The organism is Roseateles sp. GW823-FHT07B05 (assembly GCF_058794515.1).
On record NZ_JBXAGX010000010.1, the window covers coordinates 182,937 to 204,641 of the forward strand.

Below are 21,705 nucleotides of genomic sequence, written 5' to 3' on the forward strand. Positions count from 1 at the left end.
TCGTCAGGCGACCTTGAAGCGGGACACGGAAGCGCGCAGCGCCTCGGCGGAACGCGACAGTTCGTGAACCATCTGTGCCGTGGAGCGCGTGCCTTCGGAGGTCTGCTCGGTCACGGCGAAGATGTGCTGGATGTTGGAGGCCACCTCGTTGGCATGCTCGGCTTCCTGCTGGGCCTGCGAGGAGATGCGCACGATCAGCTCGTCCAGCTGGCGGGACACGCTGTCGATGTCTTCCAGCGCGCGGCCGGCCGCGTCGGACAGCTGGGTACCTTCCACCACACCGCGCGTCGAGCGCTCCATGGCGGCCACGGCGTCGTGGGTGTCGGTCTGAATGGTCTTGACCAGCGCGGCAATCCGGCGCGTCGCGTCGCCGGAGCGTTCGGCCAGCCGCTGCACTTCTTCCGCAACCACCGAGAAGCCGCGACCGGCTTCACCGGCGGAGGCGGCCTGGATGGCCGCGTTCAGCGCCAGCACGTTGGTCTGTTCCGTAATGTCCGAGATCAGCTCCGTGATCTCGCCGATTTCCTGCGACGACTCGCCCAGCCGCTTGATGCGCTTGGACGTTTCCTGGATGGAGTCGCGGATGGCGTTCATACCGGCGATGTTGTTCTGCATCGCGGAGAGACCCTGCTCGGCAGCTTCCCGGCTCTTGCGCGCCACCTCGGCGGTCGTCTGCGCCTGCGCGGACACCTCGGTAATGCGGCTCGCCATGCCCAGCACGGCCTCGCCGGTCGCGCGGATCTCGTGCAGCTGTTCCTTGGACGCGGCCAGCAGGTCGGTGGACGTCTGGTCCACCGCACCGGTGGTGTCCGTCACGCGGGCCGCCGTGGCCTGCACCTGACCCACCAGGTTGCGCAGCTCTTCCACCGTGTAGTTCACGGAGTCGGCGATGGCGCCGGTGATGTCTTCCGTCACCGTGGCCTGTTGCGTCAGGTCACCTTCAGCGACCGTGGACAGTTCATTCATCAGCCGCAGAATGGCCGCCTGGTTGGCGTCGTTGACGCGCTTGGCTTCCTGCTCCTGCGCTTCGGCTTCGCGCTTCTGTGCTTCGGCGATCTCGGCACGACCGGCCTGGTCGGCCAGGTACAGCCGCAGGAAACCGACGGCGCCGGTCACCAGCGCAGCCAGCGACGCGATCAGCAGCAGGATCAGGCCCCAGCCCGCGCCGCCGGACTTTTCCAGGTCGGCAGCGGCCTGCTCCAGGCCTTTGCGCAGCGGTTCGGAGTCGCCCAGGATGGCGGTCTGCGCTTCACGCGCCGACACCAGGCCCTGCAGGTTGCCCAGAATGGCGGAGGCCTGCGTGCGGGTCTGCTCGTACTGCTTCAGCAGCGTTTGCAGGCGTTCCTTCAGCTGCGGGTCACGCGCGGCGTTCAGGCGCAGCTCGGGGCTGCCGTTGATCAGCGCTTCGGTGATGAGCTTGAAGGAGTTCAAGTCCTTGCCCAGCAGGAACACGGCCTCGGGGCTCACGCCTTCCTGCGTCAGGAACTCGTTGGCGCTCTTGCCGATACGCTGGGTCAGCATGACCAACTGGCCGACCGCGGACACCTCGCCGGCGGACGAACCGATCTGCAGCGCTTGCGACGACACGGCTTCGGCGCTTTCCAGCAGGTCGCTGGACTGGCGGTTGATGGCGCGCAGCGCGGAGCCCACCTGCGTCAGGATCTTTTCCTGGCCCTGCACGATCTTGCCGTTCTTCTCGGCGCGTTCGACCAGCGGCTTGAGCGTCTCCAGCACGGGCTGCACGGCGGACGGCGCAACTGCCAGGTCACCCTGGCCGGTGCGAAGGTTGCCGACAACGCTGCTCAGCGTGCTGACCGACTCGCGCAGTTCGCCGAATGCGGCCTGGTTGCCCACCAGCGCGGCGGACACGGACTTGGCCATACGCTGCGAATGCATCAGCGCCTGGCCGGTCGCACGCACCTGCGCGGCGCTGCGGTTGGACGACACCAGCACCAGCGTGACGGACAGTGCCGTGCCGACGAAGCCCAGCGCGACCAGACCCGTCAGCACACGCTGGCGGTGGCGGCCGAACAGGTCGCCCAGCTTCTGCGCGCCGGTGGCGGGTGCCTCCAGCGACGGCAGCATCGTCGGGTCGGCGGCCTGCGTCGTCGGCGCGAAGTTCATCGTGCTGGCCGGGAACTCGCTGTTGGGGCCAGGCTCCGTGGGCATCGCGGGCGAGATGATGGACGCCGCCTCGGGGCGAGGCAACTCGACGCCGGCGAGGGTGGAGTCGGCGGGGCGTGTGCCGTCAAAGCCGATGCCGCGCGTGTCGATGGTCGTATCGGCCGCTTCGACGGGCGCCGCCAGCGGCGACTCGTCGGCTTCGGACTTTCCCCTGATCTTGTCCAACAGGCTCATCTCACCCTCGTTCTTCAGTGTTTGTGACGTCCGCTATCCCGCGCGGACTTCAGAGACTAGGAAGCGCGCATCACGCGACGATGTGCAGGAAGTTCTCCTGCCTTGACAGCGCTTCCAGATTGATTTCCTGCCACTGCCGGCCGGCCTCGTCGCGGCGCAGCGCCCCGGCGAAACGGGGCAGCGGGCCGGCTGGCTGTTCGGCGGCCAGCGGCAATTGTTCGTCACTGCGCAGGCCGGCCAGACGGTCGACCAGCAATGCGCAGTTGAGATTCAGCTCGGTGCTCAGCGACACCAGCCGGGTCTGGGCGGAGATCAGCCGGCCCGGCGACGGCTCGCGCAGCCCGAGGTAGACGGCCAGGTCCACGACCGTGAACAGGCCGCCGCGCAGGTTGGCCACGCCGGCCAGCCAGGGCTTGGCGTAGGGCACGGGCTTGATGGGCACCGGCGCGAAGATTTCGCTGGCCTGCTTCAGCGAGAACAGCAGGCCCACGCCCGCACACTCCACAGCCAGCCAATTGGCGATGAGCGTGGTCTCGCGCGCGGCCTGCATGCGCTCGGCCAGGCGCTGTTGCAGTTCACGCAGGGCCGTCTTGTTTGCCATGTTCAGCCCAGGGCCTTGATCTTGGCCAGCAGCTCTTCGGCCTTGACGGGCTTGACGACGTAGTCGCTGGCGCCCTGGCGCATGCCCCAGACCTTGTCGGTTTCCTGGTTCTTGCTGGTACACATGATGACGGGCACACCGGCGTAGCGCTCGTCGCGCGTGATGGCGCGCGTCAGCTGGAAGCCGTTCTGGCCGGGCATGACGACGTCCATCAGGATCAGGTCGGGCTTGGCCTCGGCCAGGCGCTTCATCGCCTCTTCGCCGTTCTCGGCGGTGCGCACGGTGTAGCCACGCTTGGTCAGCATCTCCGACAGCGCGTGCAGCTCGGTCTTGGAGTCGTCAACCAGCAGGATGTTGTGGATGCTCATGGCTTTTTCTCTCAGTGGATGCTTGTCACGGGCGGTGCTGGAGCACCGCCTGTAGCAGCTGGTCCTTGGTGAACGGTTTGGTCAGGTAGTCCTGCGACCCCACCATGCGCCCACGCGCCTTGTCGAACAGGCCGTCCTTGGACGACAGCATGATGACCGGCACGCCCGAGAACTCCGGGTTGCGCTTGATGATGGCGCAGGTTTGGTAGCCATCCAGCCGCGGCATCAGGATGTCGCAGAAGACCAGATCGGGATGGAAGTCGCCCAGCTTGGACAGCGCGTCGAAGCCGTCTTCGGCCAGGGCCACCTCATGGCCGCCCTGCTTCAGGAAGATCTCGGCACTGCGGCGGATGGTGTTGCTGTCGTCGATGACCAGGACCCGGGTGGGTCCTGCAGCGGAAACTTGCTCGTTCAAACCTTGTCTCCTGGGAACTTCAGCGTGGGCCCGGGCCCGATCGATCTCTGCAATGCCGCGTCAGATGCGCACCATCTCGAAATCTTCCTTGCGGGCGCCGCAGTCGGGGCAGACCCAGTTCATGTCGACGTCGGCCCATTTGGTCCCCGGCGCAATGCCGTGGTCGGGATCACCCGTTTCCTCGTCGTAGATCCATCCGCAGATCAGGCACATCCAGGTACTGGGTTCGCTCACGTTGCTCAGAGTTTGCTCACTACAATCGAGTCATTCTAGCCAGGGGCCGACAGCGCAATGCTGAGGGCAAACGCCTGGGCCCAGGCCCTCGGAACAGCCCTTTTAGCGGCAGACTCCACGCTTTGCGGCAGCTCTTTGGCCGCGACCGCCAAGAACTCCACATGAGCCCAACACCCTTCCCCACCGACCCCGAGGTCGACCAGCCTCAAGACGAGGAAAGCCCGCCGCCAGCCTGCGTGCTGAGCTTCAACGCGAGCGACGCCTCCGGCGCCGGCGGCCTGGCTGGCGACGTCGCCACCATCGCGGCCATGGGTGCCCACTGCCTGCCCGTCGTCACGGCCGTCGTGCTGCGCGACACGGCCGAGACGTTCGAGCACGTCAATCTCGACCCCGACACCGTCGCCGAGCAGGCCCGCCACATCCTGGAGGACGTGCCCATCACGGCCTGGAAGGTCGGCTTCCTCGGCAATGCGGAAGGCGTCAGCGCCGTCGCCGAGGTGCTGAGCGACTACCCGGACGTGCCGCTGGTGACCTACGTGCCGTCCGTCGCCTGGATCGACGAGGACGAGCAGCAGCAGTACCTGGACGCGCTGCGCGAACTGGTGCTGCCGCAGACGGCGGTGCTGGTGGGCAACCACAAGACGCTGACCGACTTCCTGCTGCCCGACTGGGACAACGAGCGCGCGCCGTCGGCCCGCGAACTGGCCGTGGCGGCCGCGCAATCGGGCGCCCAGCACGTGCTGGTGACCGGCATCCAGCTGCCCAACCAGTACGTGGACAACGTGCTGGCCAACGCCTCCGGCCCCATCACCGGCGAGAAGTTCGAGCGCTTCGAGGCAGCCTTCGTCGGCGCCGGCGACACGCTGGCCGCCGCGCTGGCTGCGCTGCTGTCGGTGGGCGCTGAACTGCACTCGGCGGTCAGCGAGGCGCTGTCCTTCCTGGACCAGTCGCTGGACGCGGGCTTCCGCCCCGGCATGGGCAATGTCGTGCCCGACCGTTTCTTCTGGGCGCTGCCACCGGCAGACGAGGAAGGCGCGGAGCCGGCGTTCGAAGATATCGACCCGGAACAGCCGCCAAAGACGCCCCGGCGCATGCACTGAACTTCACCTTCCTTTCCGATGGTTACCAATTCCCAGTTGTTTGAACGCGCCGCGCGCGTGATTCCCGGTGGCGTGAACTCGCCCGTGCGCGCTTTTCGCGCCGTCGGCGGCACGCCGCGCTTCATCGCCCGCGGTGATGGCGCCTACATCTTCGACGCCGAAGGCAAGCGCTACGTCGACTACATCGGCTCCTGGGGCCCGATGATCCTGGGCCACGGCCACCCGGCCGTGCTGGAGGCGGTGACGAAGGCCGCGACCGAAGGTTTCTCCTTCGGCGCCCCGACCGAGCGCGAGATCGAGCTGGCCGAGGAGATCCTCAAGCTCGTGCCCAGCATGGAGCAGGTGCGCCTGGTCAGCTCCGGCACCGAGGCAACGATGAGCGCCATCCGGCTGGCGCGTGGCGCCACCGGCCGGCCCAAGTTCATCAAGTTCGAGGGCTGTTACCACGGTCACACCGATGCGCTGCTCGTGAAGGCCGGCTCTGGCCTGGCCACCTTCGGCCACCCGACCAGCGCCGGCGTGACGCCCGGCGCGGCCGCCGACACGGTGGTCCTGGAATACAACAACGTCGAGCAGCTGGAGGCGGCCTTCGCGGAGCATGGCGCCGAGCTGGCCTGCGTCATCGTCGAGCCCATCGCCGGCAACATGAACTTCGTGCGCGCGTCCGTGCCGTTCATGACGGCGATGCGCGAGCTGTGCACCAAGCACGGCGCGCTGCTGGTGCTGGACGAGGTCATGACGGGATTCCGCGTTGCGCTGGGATCGGCACAGTCGCACTACGCCAAGCTCATCCCCGGCTTCGCGCCGGACATCTCGGTGTTCGGCAAGGTCATCGGTGGCGGCATGCCGCTGGCGGCCTTCGGCGCCAGGCGCGAGGTCATGCAGCATCTGGCGCCGCTGGGCGGCGTCTACCAGGCGGGCACGCTGTCGGGCAACCCGGTGGCCACGGCCTGCGGGCTGGCGACGCTGCGCGAGATCCAGAAGCCGGGCTTCTTCGACGCGCTGTCGGCCCGCACGCGCCAGCTGGTCGACGGTCTGAAGGCGGTCGCCGCGGAGAACGGCGTGCCGTTCAGCGCGGACAGCGAGGGCGGCATGTTCGGCTTCTTCCTGCTGCCCGAGCTGCCGCAGAACTACACCACCGTGATGACGACGGACAAGGAGCGCTTCAACCGCTTCTTCCACGCGATGCTGGATGCCGGCATCTATCTTGCTCCGGCCTTGTACGAGGCGGGCTTCGTGTCGGCGGCCCACAGCCAGGCCGACATCGACGCCACCCTCGCGGCCGCGCGCACCGCCCTGCGCTGAACCCCAGGCGCTCCTCCGGGAGCGATCCCGACATGCATCTCCACATCCTCGGCATCTGCGGCACCTTCATGGGTGGCCTCGCAGCGCTGGCCCGCGAGGCCGGCCACCGCGTGACCGGTTGCGACGCCAACGTCTACCCACCGATGAGCACGCAGCTCGAGGCACTGGGCATCGAGCTGATCGAAGGCTTCGGCGCCGAGCAGCTGGAGCAGCTCAAGCCCGACGTCTTCGTCATCGGCAACGTCGTCACGCGCGGCGAGCGGTTCCCGTTGATGGAAGCCATCCTGGACGCCGGCCTGCCCTATGTGTCGGGCCCGCAATGGCTGGCGGAGAACGTGCTGCAGGGGCGGCACACGCTGGCCGTGGCCGGCACGCACGGCAAGACAACGACGACGTCCATGCTGGCGTGGATCCTGGAACACGCCGGCCAGAAGCCGGGCTTCCTCGTCGGCGGCGTGCCGCAGAACTTCGGCGTGTCGGCGCGGCTGGGCGAAGGCCAGGCGTTCGTCATCGAAGCGGACGAGTACGACACCGCGTTCTTCGACAAGCGCAGCAAGTTCGTCCACTACCGGCCGCGCACGGCCATCCTGAACAACCTCGAGCACGACCACGCCGACATCTTTCCGGACCTGGCCGCCATCGAGACCCAGTTCCACCACCTCGTGCGCACCGTGCCGGCCTGCGGCCGCCTCGTGGTGAATGCCCGTGAGGAGGCGCTGCAGCGCGTTATCACGCGCGGCTGCTGGAGCGAGGTGCAGCGCTTCGGCGCCAAGAAGGAAGAAGCCGGCATGCTGCGCGCCCGCGGCGAGCCGCAGGCCTTCGACGTGCTGCGTGGCAGCCTGAAGGTCGCGCGCGTCGAGTGGGGCCTGATCGGCGAGCACAACCAGCTCAACGCGCTGGCTGCCATCGCGGCGGCCGAGCATGTGGGCGTGTCGCCGGAGCAGTCCGCCGCGGCGCTGGCGGAGTTCCAGAACGTGCGCCGGCGCATGGAACTGCGCGGCGAGATCACTCGGGCGGGCGGCGTCATCAAGGTCTACGACGACTTCGCCCACCATCCGACGGCCATCCGCACCACCATCAACGGCCTGCGCCGCCGCATTGCGCCGGCCGATCGCATCCTGGCCATCTTCGAGCCACGCTCCAACACGATGAAGCTGGGCACGATGAAGGCTCAGTTGCCCTGGGCACTGGAGGAGGCGGACCTGGCCTTCTGCAACCAGCAGGGACTGAGCTGGGATGCCAAGGACGCGCTGGCGCCGATGGGTGCTCAGGCCGTCGTCGGCGCGGACGTTGACGCACTGGTGGCCGCCGTCGTGAAAGCGGCCCGGCCGGGCGACCATCTGCTGTGCATGAGCAACGGCGGTTTTGGCGGCATTCACGACAAGCTGTTGCAAAGCTTGGCCGCCCGGGCCTAACGGCCCGCGGAGCGGCATTCACGACAAGCTGCTGACGGTACTGGCGAGAAAAGCCCCATGGCCACCAGGCGTGGCCGGCGCCGCACCGAAACACTTCGCGGTTAGGGGTGGCCGCCGCGCTGCGGCGGGCATGAAATGGCGCCGCTCGCGCATGTCGCCGTGAGCCCGTCAGGAGGCCATCCATGAAATCTCGCTCGCTTGCCGCCGCACTACGCGCGGCCGCCTGTGCCGCGCTGGTGTTGGGCACGTTGCCCGCCAAGGCCGGCACCACATCGTTGGAGATCGTCGGTGTGCTGACGGACGGGTTCGGCAACCGGATCACCGCGTCGCCCTACATGGTCTACACCGAGAGCCTGTACGACAGCCGGACGGGTGGCAACCTGCTGGCGAGCCTCGGCACCGAACACGTCCAAGTCAACAACGGCGCCTACTTCCAGGTCTTCAACCTGGACGACGCCCCCTTCGCCGGCACGGCCTATCTGCAGGTGAACATCAACGGCTTCGACATGGGGCCGCGGCTGGACATCTTCTTCAACGGCAGCTACTACTTTGCCAACGGCATGACCGGTGGCGGCCCCGGCCTGGAAGGCTCCCAGCTGTTCGTGATGTACGCCGGGCTCGCAACGCCGGTGCCCGAACCGGCCGGCGGCGCACTGCTGGCCGCCGGCCTGGCGTGGCTCGGCATGCTTGCTCGACGCCGGGAGGCACGCAACACCCTCGCTTGATCGGGGCGACGGCCCGCCCAGGCCTCGCGGAAAAAGAAAAACCCCGCGGCTGGTCTAGCCAGCGCGGGGTTCAGTCGCCTCAGAGCCGGCCGATCAGGCCGCAGGCGTGGCGTTGCGCAGGCGGATGTGCAGTTCGCGCAGTTGCTTCTCGTCGACCAGCGACGGTGCGCCGGTCAGCAGGCACTGGGCGCGCTGCGTCTTGGGGAAGGCGATGACGTCACGGATGGACTCGGCCTTGGTCATCATCGTGACGATACGGTCCAGGCCGAAGGCCAGGCCGCCGTGCGGCGGCGCGCCGTACTGCAGCGCGTCCAGCAGGAAGCCGAACTTGATGCGCTGGTCTTCCTCGCTGATGTTCAGCGCGGCGAAGACCTTGGCCTGCACTTCGGCGCGGTGGATACGCACCGAGCCGCCGCCCAGTTCCCAGCCGTTGAGCACCATGTCGTAGGCCTTGGCGATGCACTTGCCCGGGTCCGACGTCATCAGGTCCTCGTGGCCGTCCTTGGGCGCCGTGAACGGGTGGTGAACGGCCGCCCAGCGGTTGTTCTCCTCGTCGTGCTCGAACATCGGGAAGTCCACCACCCACAGCGGCGCCCAGACGTCGTTGAACAGGCCGTTGGCCTTGCCGAACTCGCTGTGGCCCACCTTCAGGCGCAGCGCGCCGATGGCGTCGTTGACGACCTTGGCCTTGTCGGCGCCGAAGAACAGCAGGTCGCCGTCCTGCGCGCCGGTGCGCTTGAGGATCTCGGCGACAGCCTCGTCGTGCAGGTTCTTGACGATGGGCGACTGCAGGCCTTCGCGGCCCTTGGCGACTTCGTTGACCTTGATCCAGGCCAGGCCCTTGGCGCCATAGATCTTGACGAACTCGGTGTAGGCGTCGATCTCGCCACGGCTCATCGCAGCGCCCTTGGGCACGCGCAGGGCGACGACACGGCCGCCCGGCGTGGTGGCCGGGCCGCTGAAGACCTTGAAGTCGACGGTGGTCATCGCGTCGGTCAGCTCGGTGAACTCGAGCTTGACGCGCAGGTCGGGCTTGTCGGAGCCGAAGCGGTGCATGGCTTCCGCGTACTTCATGACCGGGTAGTCACCCAGCTCGACGTTCAGGTTCTTGCGGAAGACGTGGCGGATCATGCCCTCGAACATCGAGCGGATCTCTTCCTCGGTCAGGAAGGAGGTCTCGATATCGATCTGCGTGAACTCGGGCTGGCGGTCGGCGCGCAGGTCCTCGTCACGGAAGCACTTGGTGATCTGGTAGTAGCGGTCGAAGCCCGACACCATCAGCAGCTGCTTGAACAGCTGGGGCGACTGCGGCAGCGCGAAGAAGTGGCCGTCGTGCACGCGGCTGGGCACGAGGTAGTCGCGCGCACCTTCGGGCGTGCTCTTCGTGAGCATGGGCGTCTCGATGTCGATGAAGCCATGCTCGTCCAGGAACTTGCGCACTTCCATCGCCACGCGGTAGCGCAGCATCAGGTTGTTCTGCATGTACGGGCGGCGCAGGTCCAGCACGCGGTGCGTGAGGCGGGTCGTCTCGGACAGGTTGTCGTCGTCGAGCTGGAAGGGCACGGCCACCGACGGGTTCAGCACCTCGATCTCGTGGCACAGGATCTCGATCTTGCCGCTGACGAGGTTGGCGTTCTCGGTGCCGGCGGGGCGCGCACGCACCTTGCCGACGATCTTCAGGCAGAACTCGCTGCGCACGCCCTCGGCGATCTTGAACATCTCGGCGCGGTCGGGGTCGCAGACGACCTGGACCAGGCCTTCGCGGTCGCGCAGGTCGATGAAGATGACGCCGCCGTGGTCACGGCGGCGGTGGGCCCAGCCCATCAGGGTCACGGTCTGGTCGAGCAGCTTCTCGCTGACTTGGCCGGCATAGCAGGTACGCATGGAATTACTCCGGATTCTTTTCGGGGGGTGTTCTGGATGGAGGCGCTGATGAGCTCGCGGCTCTCAGGATTGAACGCCGGCCGGGGCGCTCAACCCTTCTAATTTCGGCCCGGCTGTTGCGAGGCATCGGCCAGCGCCTCGCCTGCATGGCCCGGGTGCGGCAGCGGGGCCACGGTGCCCATGGAGATGATGTACTTCAGTGCCTCGTCCACCGTCATCTGCAGCGGCTTGACGTCGGCCTTGGGCACGATGAGGAAGAAGCCGGAGGTGGGGTTGGGCGTGGTCGGCACGTAGAGGCTGACATGCTCCTCGGGCAGATGGCAAGCCACCTCGCCGCTGGGGGCGCCGGTGACGAAGGCGATGGTCCAGGAGCCGGCACGCGGGTACTGCACCAGCACCGCCTCGCGGAACGCGTTGCCGCTGCTGGAGAACAGCGTGTCCGACACCTGCTTGACCGAGCTGTAGATGCTCTTGACGATGGGGATGTGCGACATCAGCCGGTCCCACTGCGTCAGCAGCCACTGGCCGAAGATGTTGGCGACGAACACGCCCGTGGCCAGCAGGCCGCCAGCCAGGATGACCAGGCCCAGGCCCGGCACGTGCTGCAGGCTCAGGATGCCCTCGCGCCAGGCGGTGGGCGCCACCAGCGTCAGCGCGATGAGCAGCGAGCCGAACACGCCGTTGACGACGTCCAGCACCTGGGACAGCACCCAGATCGTGATGGCAAGCGGCAGCCAGACCAGCAGGCCGGCGACCAGGTATTTGCGGAGGGATGCGCCCACGTCGACCCGATTCAATGGCAGGCGCAGGAGCCGCCGCAGGCGGTGGACCCGCCGGAGGACGACGACTCGGACGAAGCGGCCGATTCCGTCTTGGCAGGCTCGGCCGCAGGCGCGGCCGCCGCGGCGCCGGCAGCACCTGCGGCTGCACCGCCGCTGTTGCCGCCACGGAAGTCGGTCACGTACCAGCCCGAACCCTTGAGCTGGAAGCCGGCGGCAGTGATCTGCTTGGAGAAACTCTCTGCCGAGCAGGCCGGGCAGGTGGTCAGCGGCGCGTCGGAGAGCTTTTGCAGCACATCCTTGGCATGGCCACAGGCGCTGCAGCGGTAGGCGTAGATCGGCATGGCGAGGTCTTCGAGGGACGAAAAGCCCGCTATTTTAGCGGTGCTCGTTGCCCATGTAGTCGTGCCGGAAGCCGGGCCGCCCCAAGCGGGCCCTGCTGGCGTTGCGCTCAGGGCTCGACCAGGCTCATCCGCGTTCAGCGCGACGAGACCAGGCGAGGGGCATCGTTCAGTGCGGCGGCAGATGGTGGCTGACGTGCTCGCGGCGGTCCGTCAGCACCTGCGGCGCCAGCGATCCGGCCACCATGCCCACCAGCGCCGCCAGCAGACCGGCCAGCTGCCCCGGGAACAGTTCGCCCCAGGTGGACACCTGCGGGAAGAAGACCACCCAGACGCCGACGCCGGCGAAGATGGAGAACACCGCGCCCTGCGTCGTCGCGCGCTTCCAGTACAGCCCGAACACCAGCGGCACGAAGGCGGCCACCAGCGTGACCTGGTAGGCGGCGCTGACGAGGTCGTAGATGGACGTGCCCTGCAGCGCGATCGCGTAGGCCAGCACGGCGAAGGCGAAGACGACCAGCGTGACGCGCATCGCAACCAAGGACTGCCTGTCGCTCATGCCGGGGCGGATCTGCTTGAGGATGTTCTCGACGAAGCTGGTGGTGGGCGCCAGCAGCGTGGCCGACGACGTGCTCTTGATGGCCGACAGCAGCGCGCCGAAGAACAGGATCTGCATGAACAGCGGCATGTGGCCCATGATGAAGCTGGGCAGCACGCGCTGGTAGTCGTTCTGGGCCAGCTCCAGCGCCTTGTCGCCCATCACCGCGACGGCGGCCAGCACGATGAACATCGGCACGAAGGCGAAGGCGATGTAGCTGAAGCCGCCGATGATGGCGCCGCGCTGCGCGGTCTTGGCGTCCTTGGCGGACATGACGCGCTGGAAGACGTCCTGCTGCGGGATGGAGCCCAGCATCATCGTCAGGCCCGAGCCGATGAACATCGCCATCTCGGTGAACGTGGGCTGGGGCAGGAAGCGAGCCAGGTCGCGGCTCTGGGCCAGGGCCAGCACCTTGTCGGTGCCGCCGGCCAGGTCGGCGGCGAACACGGCGATGACGGCCAGGCCAATGACCAGCACGATCATCTGGATGAAGTCCGTCCAGGCCACGGCAAGGAAGCCGCCGATGACGACGTAGACCAGCACCGCCAGCAGGCCCACCACCATGCCGGTCTGCGGGCTCATCGCGCCGTCCGTCAGGATGTTGAACACCAGGCCCAGCGCCGTGACCTGCGCGGCCACCCAGCCCAGGTAGCTGAGGATGATGGCCAGCGAGCAGAACACCTCGACGCCCTTGCCGTAGCGCTGGCGGTAGAAGTCGCCGATGGTCAGCAGGTTCTTCTGGTAGAGCTTGGCCGCGAAAAAGGCGCCCACCAGCACCAGGCACAGGCCGGCGCCGAACGGGTCCTCGACAACGGCGCCCAGGCCACCCTGCACGAACTTGGCCGGCAGGCCCATGACGGTCTCGGCGCCGAACCAGGTCGCGAAGGTCGTCGTCACGACCATGATGAGCGGCAGGCTGCGGCCGGCGACGGCGAAGTCCGCCGTGTTCTTGACCCGCGTGCCGGCCCACACGCCGATGCCCAGCGTGCCGAGCAGGTAGAGCACGACGAAGACGATGAGCGTGGTGTTCATGGAGGCGTCAGGAGCGGAACGAGCCGGAAAAAGTGGCGCGGATTATGAAGGCGGCGCGCCGGCGCCGACCTAGAGGCCGAGGCCCAGAAAGCGCAGGGCCAGCCATGCAAGCGTGATGCCAAACGCGAAGCCGACGCCGCCCCACAGCAGCCCGGACAGCAGCCGGTTGGTGCTGCGCAGCTCGCGCACCAGCGCCTTGATCTCGGGGTCGCCGTGGCGCTGCGCCTGGCTCTTCAGCGCATCGTGCAGCAGCCGCGGCAGCTCGGGCACCAGCTGCGCAAAGCGCGGCGCCTCCTTCAACAGCTGCTTGTTGAACGCCGGCCAGCCGACCTGCTCGTTCATCCAGCGCTCCAGGAAGGGTTTGGCGGTGGCCCACAGGTCCAGTTCGGGGTCCAGCTGGCGGCCCAGTCCTTCGACGTTCAGCAGCGTCTTCTGCAGCAGCACCAGTTGCGGCTGGATCTCGACGTTGAAGCGGCGCGAGGTCTGGAACAGCCGCATCAACACCTGGCCCAGAGAAATGTCCTTCAAGGGCCGGTCGAAATGAGGCTCGCAGACGGCGCGGACAGCGCTCTCCAGCGCATCCACCCGCGTCTCTGGCGGCACCCAGCCGGAGGCGATGTGCAACTCGGCCACGCGCTTGTAGTCACGCTGGAAGAAGGCGATGAAGTTCTGCGCGAGGTAGTCCTTGTCCACCTCGGTCAGCGTGCCGATGATGCCGAAGTCCAGCGCGATGTAGCGGCCGAACGTTTCCGGCGCCAGGCTGACCTGGATGTTGCCGGGGTGCATGTCGGCGTGGAAAAAGCCGTCGCGGAACACCTGCGTGAAGAAGATGGTCACGCCATCACGGGCCAGCTTCTTGATGTCGATGCCCGCCTCCTCCAGCACCGTGCGCTGCGAGATGGGCACACCCTTCATGCGCTCCATGACGATGACTTCGGGACTGCAGAAGTCCCAGTGCATCTCGGGCACCATGACGAGGCCCAGGCCGTCCATGTTGCGGCGCAGCTGCGCCGCGTTGGCGGCCTCGCGGACGAGGTCCAGCTCGTCATGCAGGTACATGTCGAACTCGGCGACCACCTCGCGCGGCTTGAGCCGGCGACCGTCGGCCGAGAAGCGCTCGATCCAGACCGCCAGCTTGCGCATCAGCGCCAGGTCGTCGTCGATGACGTCCAGCATGCCCGGCCGCAACACCTTGACCGCCACCTCGCGGCCGTCCTTCAACGTCGCGAAATGCACCTGCGCGATGCTGGCGCTGGCCACGGGCTCGGCGTCGAAGCTGGCAAACAGCTCCGCCAGCGGCCGGCCGAAGGCCCGCTCCACCAGCTCGCGCGACAGCGCCGCCGGGAACGGCGGCACGCGGTCCTGCAGCTTGGCCAGCTCCAGCGACACATCCAGCGGCAGCAGGTCGCGCCGCGTCGACAGCACCTGGCCGAACTTCACAAAAATGGGGCCCAGACGCTCCAAGGCGAGGCGCAGCCGCACGCCGCGCGGCTCCTGCCAGCGCCGACCCAGGCGGGTGACCCGCCTCAGCAGCTGAAAACGCCGCTGGCTCAGGCCGGACAGGGCCAGGTCGTCAAGGCCGAAACGCCAGATCGTCCACAGGATGACCAGCAGCCGGGAGACAAACCTCATGCGCCGCTACCGGCCATCTTGGGTGCCAGGCGTCCTGCCATCCCCGACAGGGTGCGGCGCAGTGCGCGGCCGAACTGGGCCAGCTGGCGAGCCGCCAGCGGGCCGACGATGCCGGCCAGGTCGTCCTCGATGTCCCAGCGCAGGTTGTCCATCAGCCACTGCATCTCGCCGGCAAACGCGGCGTCGCCCTGCACGGCAACGCTGGGCGGCTCGCCGCTCAGGGCGCCCAAGGCGAGTTTCGCCGGATTGGAAGCGTCGATCTCGATGCGCAGGCCGCCCAGGCCGGCGGGCGGCGCGTCCAGCCGCTCGAACAGGCCGGCGGGGGTCACACCCAGCATCAGGTCGGGCGCAGCCGGCAGCAGCGACGGCCAGCGGGCCAGGTGCACGACCAGGCCTCGGCCCGCGAGCGGCTGCAGCCGCTGTGCGGCGATGGGCTCGCGTGACACGACATGGTTGATGAGCAGCACGAGACGGTCTTGCAGGGCCGGCATCAGCAGCGGGGACAGGGAAGGCAGGGGCCAAGGGGCGGGCATGGTCAAGATTGTAGGCAGCGGACCCTGAACAGGGGACGCCTCCACAACGACTGTCAAAATTGTTGGGGGAGAATCCCGGATCGCTTTTTGCAAGCCCCAGCCCTACCAGGGCCACAGACTGAAACGATGTTCGAGGATCGCAGCTACAAGAGAACGTTCTACAGCGCACCGCAGTCGGTCGAGTCGCTGATTGCGGCCTTCCTTGAGCCGGGCATCATCGTTCTGACCTTCCTGCTCGTGAACGGCCATTTCGACGAGCCGGTCCTGCGACCGACGCTGACGCTGTGCCTGTTGGTGTTCGCCCTTACCTTCCCGGGCCGCAACCGCTTCAACGACCACCCGGCCAGCGCCTTCGTCGACGTCGTGTCGTCATGGCTGGTGCTGCTGGGCATCCTGGCGCTGTGCGGCTACGCCACCAACAGCCTGCACTATTTCGAGGAAGAGGTGCTGATCTGGTGGGCCGTCATCACGCCCGTCATCCAGGTCATCGCGGTCGAGGCGGGCCGGCGCGTGCAGCGCTGGCGGGCCCGCGACCCCAGCGCACGTCGCACCGCCGTAATCGTCGGTGCCGGGCCGCTGGGCCACAAGGTCACCCGGGCATTGCGCGACTCCCAGGGCGTCATCTGCCTGGGCTACTTCGACGACCGCAACCGTGAGCGCCTGCATCCCGATGCTGGCCAAGAGCTGTTGGGGCCGCTGTCCAAGCTCAGCGAGTTCGTGCGCGAGAAGGGCGTGCGCGAGGTCTACATCACGCTGCCACTGGGCTCGCAGCCCCGCATCGTCGAGCTGCTGGAGCAGGTCCAGGGCACCACGGCGTCGCTGTTCTTCGTGCCGGACGTGTTCGGCATCAGCATCATCCAGGGCCGGCTGCAGGACATGAACGGCGTGCCGGTCGTAGGCATCTGCGAGACGCCGTTCACGGGCACCAACGAGCTCATCAAGCGCATCAGCGACATCGTGCTGGCATCCATCATCCTGGTGCTGATCTCGCCCATCCTGCTGGCGCTGGCCATCGGCGTGAAGCTGAGTTCGCCGGGCCCCGTCATCTTCAAGCAGCGCCGCAACGGCCTGGATGGCGAGGAAATCATCGTCTACAAGTTCCGCTCGATGCGCACGCAGGACAACGGCGCCGTCGTCAAGCAGGCGACCAAGGGCGACTCGCGCATCACGCCGTTCGGCGCCTTCATCCGCAAGACCTCGCTGGACGAACTGCCACAGTTCATCAACGTGTTGCAAGGCCGCATGAGCATCGTGGGGCCGCGCCCGCACGCCGTCGCGCACAACGAGGAATACCGCAAGCTCATCAAGGCCTACATGGTGCGCCACAAGGTCAAGCCGGGCATCACTGGCTGGGCCCAGGTCAACGGCCTGCGCGGCGAAACGGACACCATCGACAAAATGGTGGCTCGTGTCGAATACGACCTGGAATACCTGCGCAACTGGTCGCTGGCGCTGGATCTGCAGATCATCCTGCGCACCGTGCGACTGGTGGTGTTTGATCGTCATGCCTATTAAGACCCCTCACCTGCCCCGCGTTAGCCACCTGGCGGCGCTCGTCGCGATCGCCTCGCTCGCACAGGCCGCGTCGGCGCAGACGGATGACGCCGCGCCGTTCTACGCCGGCGGCTCGCTGGGCGTGTCGCACCTCTCCAACGTGTACCGGCAGCCCGGGGCTCCCAACAGCGACACGGTCATCAGTGCTGGCGTGCTCGCCGGCGTGGACAAGCGCCTGGGGCGTCAGCACCTGACGCTTGACGGTGCACTGCAGAACAACCGCTACTCGACCAACAGCGAGCTGAACTATCGGTCTCACAGCCTGCGCGGTGCGCTGAACTGGCAGACGGTGGGCAACCTGTCGGGCACGCTGAGCGCGAAGTCGGACCGGTCGATGGCCGACTTCAATATCGGAGGCGGCGTCACGCCTGTGTTCAAGAAGAATATCGAGAGCAACGACGAGTACCGCGCGATCGCGCGGCTGGGCCTCGCCACCCGCTACATGCTGGAGGGCGGCTTGACGCAACGCCGCCGCAACTTCAGCGCCGAGCAGTACGACCGGTTCGTCTACCGCCAGAACACCGGCTCGCTGGGCCTCTATGCCACGCCAGCCGGCAACGTGCGGCTGGGCCTGGTGGGACGCCACACCAAGGGCAACAACCCGCGTTACCCCACCGGGTTCTTCACGCTGGACCCCGAGACGCTGTTGCCCAAGGACATCACGGCGCGCAACGACTACACGCGTGACGACGTGGACCTGACAGCCCGCTGGACTGCCGGCGGCCACAGCACGCTGAACGCCCGACTCAGCCGAAGCCGGAAGTCCAACAGCCTGGACCAGTTGCGCGACTTCAGCGGCACCACCGGCTCTGTCGGCTGGGGCTGGCGGCCCACGGCGAAGCTGCAACTGGACCTCCAGTACAGCCGTGACACCGGTCAGGAGAGTAACGTGGGCACCGGAGACCTGAACCGCGTCTACACGTCCTGGCAGCTCAACACCAGCTACGCGCTGACAGGCAAGATCAGCCTAAGCGCCGGCGCCAACAGCGACAGTGCGCGCCGAGCCGCCGATTCCGGCGCGGCACTGACCGACGCACAGGACGACACCAAGCGCTACAACCTGGGCGTGCGGTGGGCGTTCTCGCGCGGGTTCAGTCTGAGCTGCCAGTACGACCACGTCAGCCGCGACAGCAGCACTGCGCAGTACGCCTACACGGCCAGCAGCTACGGCTGTACCGGCCAAGCCTTGATCTATTGATGACAACCACCGTACTGCTCACCGGCGCCGCCGGCTACATCGCCTCGCACACCTGGCTCGCGCTGCAGGAGGCGGGCTACCGCGTCGTGGGCGTCGACAACTTCAGCAACAGCTCGCCCAAGGTGCTGGACCGTCTCGCCGAACTGTCCACGGCCCCCATCGAGTTCGAGCGGGCCGACGTGGGCGATACGGCGCAGATGGACGAGATCTTCGAGCGCTACAAGCCAGCCGCCGTCGTGCACTTCGCCGCCTACAAGGCGGTGGGCGAGTCGGTCAGCCAGCCGCTGGCCTACTACCGCAACAATATCGGCGGGCTCGTCAACATTTGCGAGGTGATGAAGCGGCACGGCTGCTCGCGCTTCGTCTTCAGCTCCAGCGCCACGGTCTACGGCGCGGCGGAGCAACTGCCGCTGCGCGAGGATGCCCCGACGTCGGCGACCAACCCTTACGGCGCCACCAAGCTGATGGGGGAGCAGATCCTGCGAGACATCGGCATCGCCGACTCGGCCTGGCAGACCGCCTGCCTGCGTTACTTCAACCCCGTGGGCGCCCATGTCAGCGGCCGCATCGGCGAAGACCCGCGCGGCACCCCCAACAACCTGATGCCCTACGTCGCCCAGGTCGCCGTGGGCCGTCGTGACAAGCTGTCCGTCTTTGGCAACGACTACCCCACGCCGGACGGCACTGGCGTACGCGACTACATCCACGTGACCGATCTGGCCGAAGGCCATGTTGCAGCAGTGCGCCGGCTGCTGGAGCACCCCGGCTCGCTGACCGTAAACCTCGGCACCGGTCAGGGCTACAGCGTGCTGGACCTGGTGCGTGCCTATGAGGTTGCGAGTGGCCGCAGCGTGCCTTATCAAGTGGCCCCGCGTCGTCCTGGCGACGTGGCGGCGTGCTGGGCCGACCCGGCGCTGGCTCGCGAGTTGCTTGGCTGGGAGGCCGAATTGGATCTGGCCCGGATGTGCGAGGACAGCTGGCGCTGGCAGCACAACAACCCGCAGGGCTTCAATTGAACTGAGAACAAGATGTCGACTTCCAAGATTCCTGTCCTGCCGGTCATCATGGCCGGTGGCTCCGGCACCCGGCTGTGGCCGCTGTCCCGAGCCGGCTATCCCAAGCAGTTTCTCGTGCTGTCCGGCAACGAAAGCCTGTTCCAGCTGGCCGCGCGGCGCCTGGCCGCCCTCGCCTCGCCGGAGTTCGACCTGAGCGCGCCCTGCATCGTCGGCAACGAGGAGCACCGCTTCCTCGTGCTAGATCAGCTGCGCGAGACCCGCCAGGAGCCCGGCAGCGTGTTGCTGGAACCGCTCGGCCGCAATACCGCGCCTGCACTGACGCTGGCCGCGCTGGCGGCGCTTGAAGGCGGCACGGACCCCACCCTCGTCGTCACGCCAGCTGACCAGACGGTCACCGATGGCGCCGCCTTCACGGCAGCCCTGCAGGACGCCATCCGCATCGCCGCCGAGGGTGCCATCACCATCCTCGGCATCACGCCCGACCGTCCCGAGACGGGCTACGGCTACATCCGGACTCAGGCCTCGACGGCCGGGCTGTCGGTGGCTCAGTTCGTCGAGAAGCCCGACCTGGCGACGGCCCAGCGCTACCTCGCCGAGGGTGGCTACTACTGGAACAGCGGCATGTTCGTGCTGCGCGCGAGCGTCTGGGTGAAGGCGCTGGAGCGCTTCCGCCCGGACATCCTGGAAGCCACGCGCGCCGCCTGGGTCGTTCGCAAGACCGATGACAAGTTCGTGCGCCCCGGCAAGGCGGAGTTTGCGGCCGTGCCCAGCGAGTCCGTGGACTATGCCGTCATGGAACGCTGCCCGGGCACCGACATCCCGCTGCGCATGGTGGCCCTGGACGCCGGCTGGAACGACCTCGGCGCGTGGGAGGCCGTCTGGCAGGTGGCCGACAAGGACGAGGCCGGCAACGCCTTCGTCGGTGACGCGCTGATCGCCGACAGCCAGAACACGCTGGTGCACGCCACGAGCCGGCTCGTGGGCGTCGTGGGCCTGAAGGACATCGTCGTCGTCGAGACCGCCGACGCGGTGCTGGTCAGCGACCGCGCGCGCAGCCAGGAGGTCAAGCAGATCGTCAACCGGCTGGGCGCCGAACAGCGCGGCGAGCACGCGCTGCACCGCAAGGTGCACCGCCCCTGGGGCTGGTACGACAGCATCGACAACGGCCCGCGCCACCAGGTCAAGCGCATCATGGTCAAGCCCGGCGCCTCGTTGAGCCTGCAGATGCACCACCACCGCGCCGAGCACTGGATCGTCGTGAGCGGCACCGCCGAGATCGTCAACGGCGACAAGACCATCCTGCTGACCGAGAACCAATCCACCTACATCCCGCTGGGCCAGACCCACCGCCTGGCCAACCCCGGCAAGGTGCCGCTGGAGATCATCGAGGTCCAGTCCGGCTCCTACTTGGGCGAGGACGACATCGTGCGGTTTGAAGACACCTACGGACGGACCTGACACTAGTATTCGCCAACCAGCAGGCCCGGAATCCCGGGCCTGCTGCATTTCCAACTGCACCGCAACGTGTGCGACATTGTTGGGCTCTGAACGGAAAGACCATGACCATCCTTGTCACCGGCGGCGCCGGCTTCATCGGCAGCAACTTCGTGCTCGACTGGCTGCGCCAGTCCGACGAACCCGTCGTCAACCTCGACGCGTTGACCTACGCGGGCAACCTCGAGAACCTGGCCTCGCTGGACGGCGACGCCCGTCACACCTTTGTCAAGGGCGACATCTGTGACCGCGCACTGATCGACAGCCTGCTCGCTACGCACCAGCCGCGAGCCATCGTGCACTTCGCCGCCGAAAGCCACGTCGACCGCTCGATCAGCGGCCCGGGCGCCTTCATGCGTACCAACGTCGACGGCACCTTCACGCTGCTGGAAGCGGCGCGTGCCTACTGGGGCGCGCTCGAGGGCGAGGCCAAGGCGGCTTTCCGCTTCCACCACGTGTCCACCGACGAGGTCTACGGATCCCTCAAGCCCACCGATCCGCCCTTTGCCGAGACCAACCCCTACGAACCCAACAGCCCGTACTCGGCCAGCAAGGCCGCCAGCGACCACCTCGTGCGCGCCTGGCATCACACCTACGGGCTGCCGGTCGTCACGACCAACTGCTCCAACAACTACGGCCCCTATCACTTCCCCGAGAAGCTGATCCCGCTGATGATCGTCAACGCGCTGGCGGGCAAGCCCCTGCCCGTCTACGGCGACGGCCAGCAGATCCGCGACTGGCTGTATGTGACCGACCATTGCAGCGGCATCCGCGCCGTGCTGGCCGGCGGCACGCTGGGCGAGACCTACAACATCGGTGGCTGGAACGAAAAGGCCAACATCGACATCGTGAAGACGGTGTGCGCGCTGCTGGATGAACTGCGTCCGTCGGCCGAAGGCCCCTACGCTCGCCTCATCACCTACGTGAAGGACCGCCCCGGCCACGACCGCCGCTACGCGATCGACGCCCGCAAGATCGAACGAGACCTGGGCTGGCGGCCGGCCGAGACCTTCGAGACCGGCATCCGCAAGACCGTGCAGTGGTATCTGGACCATCCCGAATGGGTCGCCCGCGTGCAGAGCGGCGCCTACAAGGACTGGGTCTCCAAGCAGTACAGCTGATC

The 21,705-nt window shown here is 67.4% G+C and carries 20 protein-coding genes; 9 read left to right on the forward strand and 11 right to left on the reverse strand.

The genetic code is table 11. From position 1 onward, the window contains the following. Window positions 1–3: 3 nt before the first annotated feature. The 5 genes from AC1Q7O_RS20570 to AC1Q7O_RS20590 all read right to left on the reverse strand — a co-directional run bounded on the left by AC1Q7O_RS20570 (window position 4) and on the right by AC1Q7O_RS20590 (window position 3,955). Entirely contained in the window at window positions 4–2,358 is a 2,355-nt protein-coding gene (locus AC1Q7O_RS20570; RefSeq protein WP_492657752.1) for a methyl-accepting chemotaxis protein, read from the reverse strand. A 70-nt stretch (window positions 2,359–2,428) separates the two neighbouring features. Then, complete coding sequence (locus tag AC1Q7O_RS20575) at window positions 2,429–2,959, reverse strand: chemotaxis protein CheW (RefSeq protein WP_492657753.1); 531 nt, start codon at window positions 2,957–2,959, stop codon at window positions 2,429–2,431. 2 nt (window positions 2,960–2,961) lie between these two features. Further along, window positions 2,962–3,327, reverse strand: a complete 366-nt coding sequence (locus tag AC1Q7O_RS20580; protein WP_394510618.1) for a response regulator — start codon at window positions 3,325–3,327, stop codon at window positions 2,962–2,964. Window positions 3,328–3,352: 25 nt separating this feature from the next. Next, window positions 3,353–3,742, reverse strand: a complete 390-nt coding sequence (locus tag AC1Q7O_RS20585; RefSeq protein ID WP_394510617.1) for a response regulator — start codon at window positions 3,740–3,742, stop codon at window positions 3,353–3,355. Window positions 3,743–3,802: 60 nt separating this feature from the next. After that, a complete protein-coding gene (locus tag AC1Q7O_RS20590; RefSeq protein WP_310331841.1) occupies window positions 3,803–3,955 on the reverse strand; it encodes a rubredoxin in 153 nt (50 codons plus the stop codon). 182 nt (window positions 3,956–4,137) lie between these two features. Here AC1Q7O_RS20590 and thiD point away from each other — a divergent pair, with 182 nt between their 5' ends. From thiD to AC1Q7O_RS20610, 4 genes are all read left to right on the forward strand, one after another. Beyond that, window positions 4,138–5,076 (forward strand): bifunctional hydroxymethylpyrimidine kinase/phosphomethylpyrimidine kinase, encoded by a 939-nt coding sequence (gene thiD / locus AC1Q7O_RS20595; RefSeq protein WP_492657754.1) that lies wholly within the window; start codon window positions 4,138–4,140, stop codon window positions 5,074–5,076. Window positions 5,077–5,094: 18 nt separating this feature from the next. Beyond that, window positions 5,095–6,381 carry a glutamate-1-semialdehyde 2,1-aminomutase gene (gene hemL, locus AC1Q7O_RS20600; RefSeq protein ID WP_492657755.1) on the forward strand — a complete coding sequence of 429 codons (1,287 nt, stop codon included), beginning with the start codon at window positions 5,095–5,097 and terminating at the stop codon, window positions 6,379–6,381. Between the two features lie 32 nt (window positions 6,382–6,413). After that, window positions 6,414–7,796, forward strand: a complete 1,383-nt coding sequence (gene mpl, locus AC1Q7O_RS20605) for a UDP-N-acetylmuramate:L-alanyl-gamma-D-glutamyl-meso-diaminopimelate ligase (RefSeq protein WP_492657756.1) — start codon at window positions 6,414–6,416, stop codon at window positions 7,794–7,796. Between the two features lie 182 nt (window positions 7,797–7,978). Then, entirely contained in the window at window positions 7,979–8,521 is a 543-nt protein-coding gene (locus AC1Q7O_RS20610; RefSeq protein WP_492657757.1) for a PEP-CTERM sorting domain-containing protein, read from the forward strand. Between the two features lie 93 nt (window positions 8,522–8,614). Here AC1Q7O_RS20610 and aspS read toward each other — a convergent pair whose 3' ends face one another. From aspS to AC1Q7O_RS20640, 6 genes are all read right to left on the reverse strand, one after another. After that, complete coding sequence (gene aspS, locus AC1Q7O_RS20615) at window positions 8,615–10,405, reverse strand: aspartate--tRNA ligase (protein ID WP_492657758.1); 1,791 nt, start codon at window positions 10,403–10,405, stop codon at window positions 8,615–8,617. Between the two features lie 98 nt (window positions 10,406–10,503). After that, entirely contained in the window at window positions 10,504–11,187 is a 684-nt protein-coding gene (locus AC1Q7O_RS20620) for a DUF502 domain-containing protein (protein ID WP_492657759.1), read from the reverse strand. An 11-nt stretch (window positions 11,188–11,198) separates the two neighbouring features. Further along, window positions 11,199–11,528, reverse strand: a complete 330-nt coding sequence (locus AC1Q7O_RS20625) for an FmdB family zinc ribbon protein (RefSeq protein ID WP_492657760.1) — start codon at window positions 11,526–11,528, stop codon at window positions 11,199–11,201. A gap of 166 nt (window positions 11,529–11,694) precedes the next feature. Then, window positions 11,695–13,155: a high affinity choline transporter 1 gene (locus AC1Q7O_RS20630; protein WP_492657761.1), complete on the reverse strand. Its 1,461-nt coding sequence runs from the start codon at window positions 13,153–13,155 to the stop codon at window positions 11,695–11,697. 69 nt (window positions 13,156–13,224) lie between these two features. Beyond that, on the reverse strand, window positions 13,225–14,787 hold the full coding sequence (gene ubiB / locus AC1Q7O_RS20635) for a ubiquinone biosynthesis regulatory protein kinase UbiB (protein ID WP_492657762.1): 1,563 nt from the start codon (window positions 14,785–14,787) through the stop codon (window positions 13,225–13,227). Further along, window positions 14,784–15,320 carry a hypothetical protein gene (locus tag AC1Q7O_RS20640; protein WP_492657763.1) on the reverse strand — a complete coding sequence of 179 codons (537 nt, stop codon included), beginning with the start codon at window positions 15,318–15,320 and terminating at the stop codon, window positions 14,784–14,786. The genes ubiB and AC1Q7O_RS20640 overlap by 4 nt, the downstream gene beginning before the upstream one ends. 126 nt (window positions 15,321–15,446) lie before the next feature. Between AC1Q7O_RS20640 and AC1Q7O_RS20645 the strand changes: the two genes are divergently transcribed. The 5 genes from AC1Q7O_RS20645 to rfbB all read left to right on the forward strand — a co-directional run bounded on the left by AC1Q7O_RS20645 (window position 15,447) and on the right by rfbB (window position 21,703). Next, window positions 15,447–16,835 carry an undecaprenyl-phosphate glucose phosphotransferase gene (locus tag AC1Q7O_RS20645; protein WP_492657764.1) on the forward strand — a complete coding sequence of 463 codons (1,389 nt, stop codon included), beginning with the start codon at window positions 15,447–15,449 and terminating at the stop codon, window positions 16,833–16,835. Beyond that, complete coding sequence (locus AC1Q7O_RS20650; protein WP_492657765.1) at window positions 16,825–18,072, forward strand: hypothetical protein; 1,248 nt, start codon at window positions 16,825–16,827, stop codon at window positions 18,070–18,072. Before AC1Q7O_RS20645 ends, AC1Q7O_RS20650 begins: the two co-directional genes overlap by 11 nt. Next, the gene (gene galE / locus AC1Q7O_RS20655; RefSeq protein ID WP_492657766.1) at window positions 18,072–19,088 is read left to right on the forward strand and encodes a UDP-glucose 4-epimerase GalE; all 1,017 of its coding nucleotides are present in this window, start codon (window positions 18,072–18,074) and stop codon (window positions 19,086–19,088) included. The genes AC1Q7O_RS20650 and galE overlap by 1 nt, the downstream gene beginning before the upstream one ends. Before the next feature lie 12 nt (window positions 19,089–19,100). Then, on the forward strand, window positions 19,101–20,546 hold the full coding sequence (locus tag AC1Q7O_RS20660) for a mannose-1-phosphate guanylyltransferase/mannose-6-phosphate isomerase (RefSeq protein ID WP_492657767.1): 1,446 nt from the start codon (window positions 19,101–19,103) through the stop codon (window positions 20,544–20,546). Window positions 20,547–20,647: 101 nt separating this feature from the next. Next, window positions 20,648–21,703, forward strand: a complete 1,056-nt coding sequence (gene rfbB, locus AC1Q7O_RS20665) for a dTDP-glucose 4,6-dehydratase (protein ID WP_492657768.1) — start codon at window positions 20,648–20,650, stop codon at window positions 21,701–21,703. Window positions 21,704–21,705: the final 2 nt, after the last annotated feature.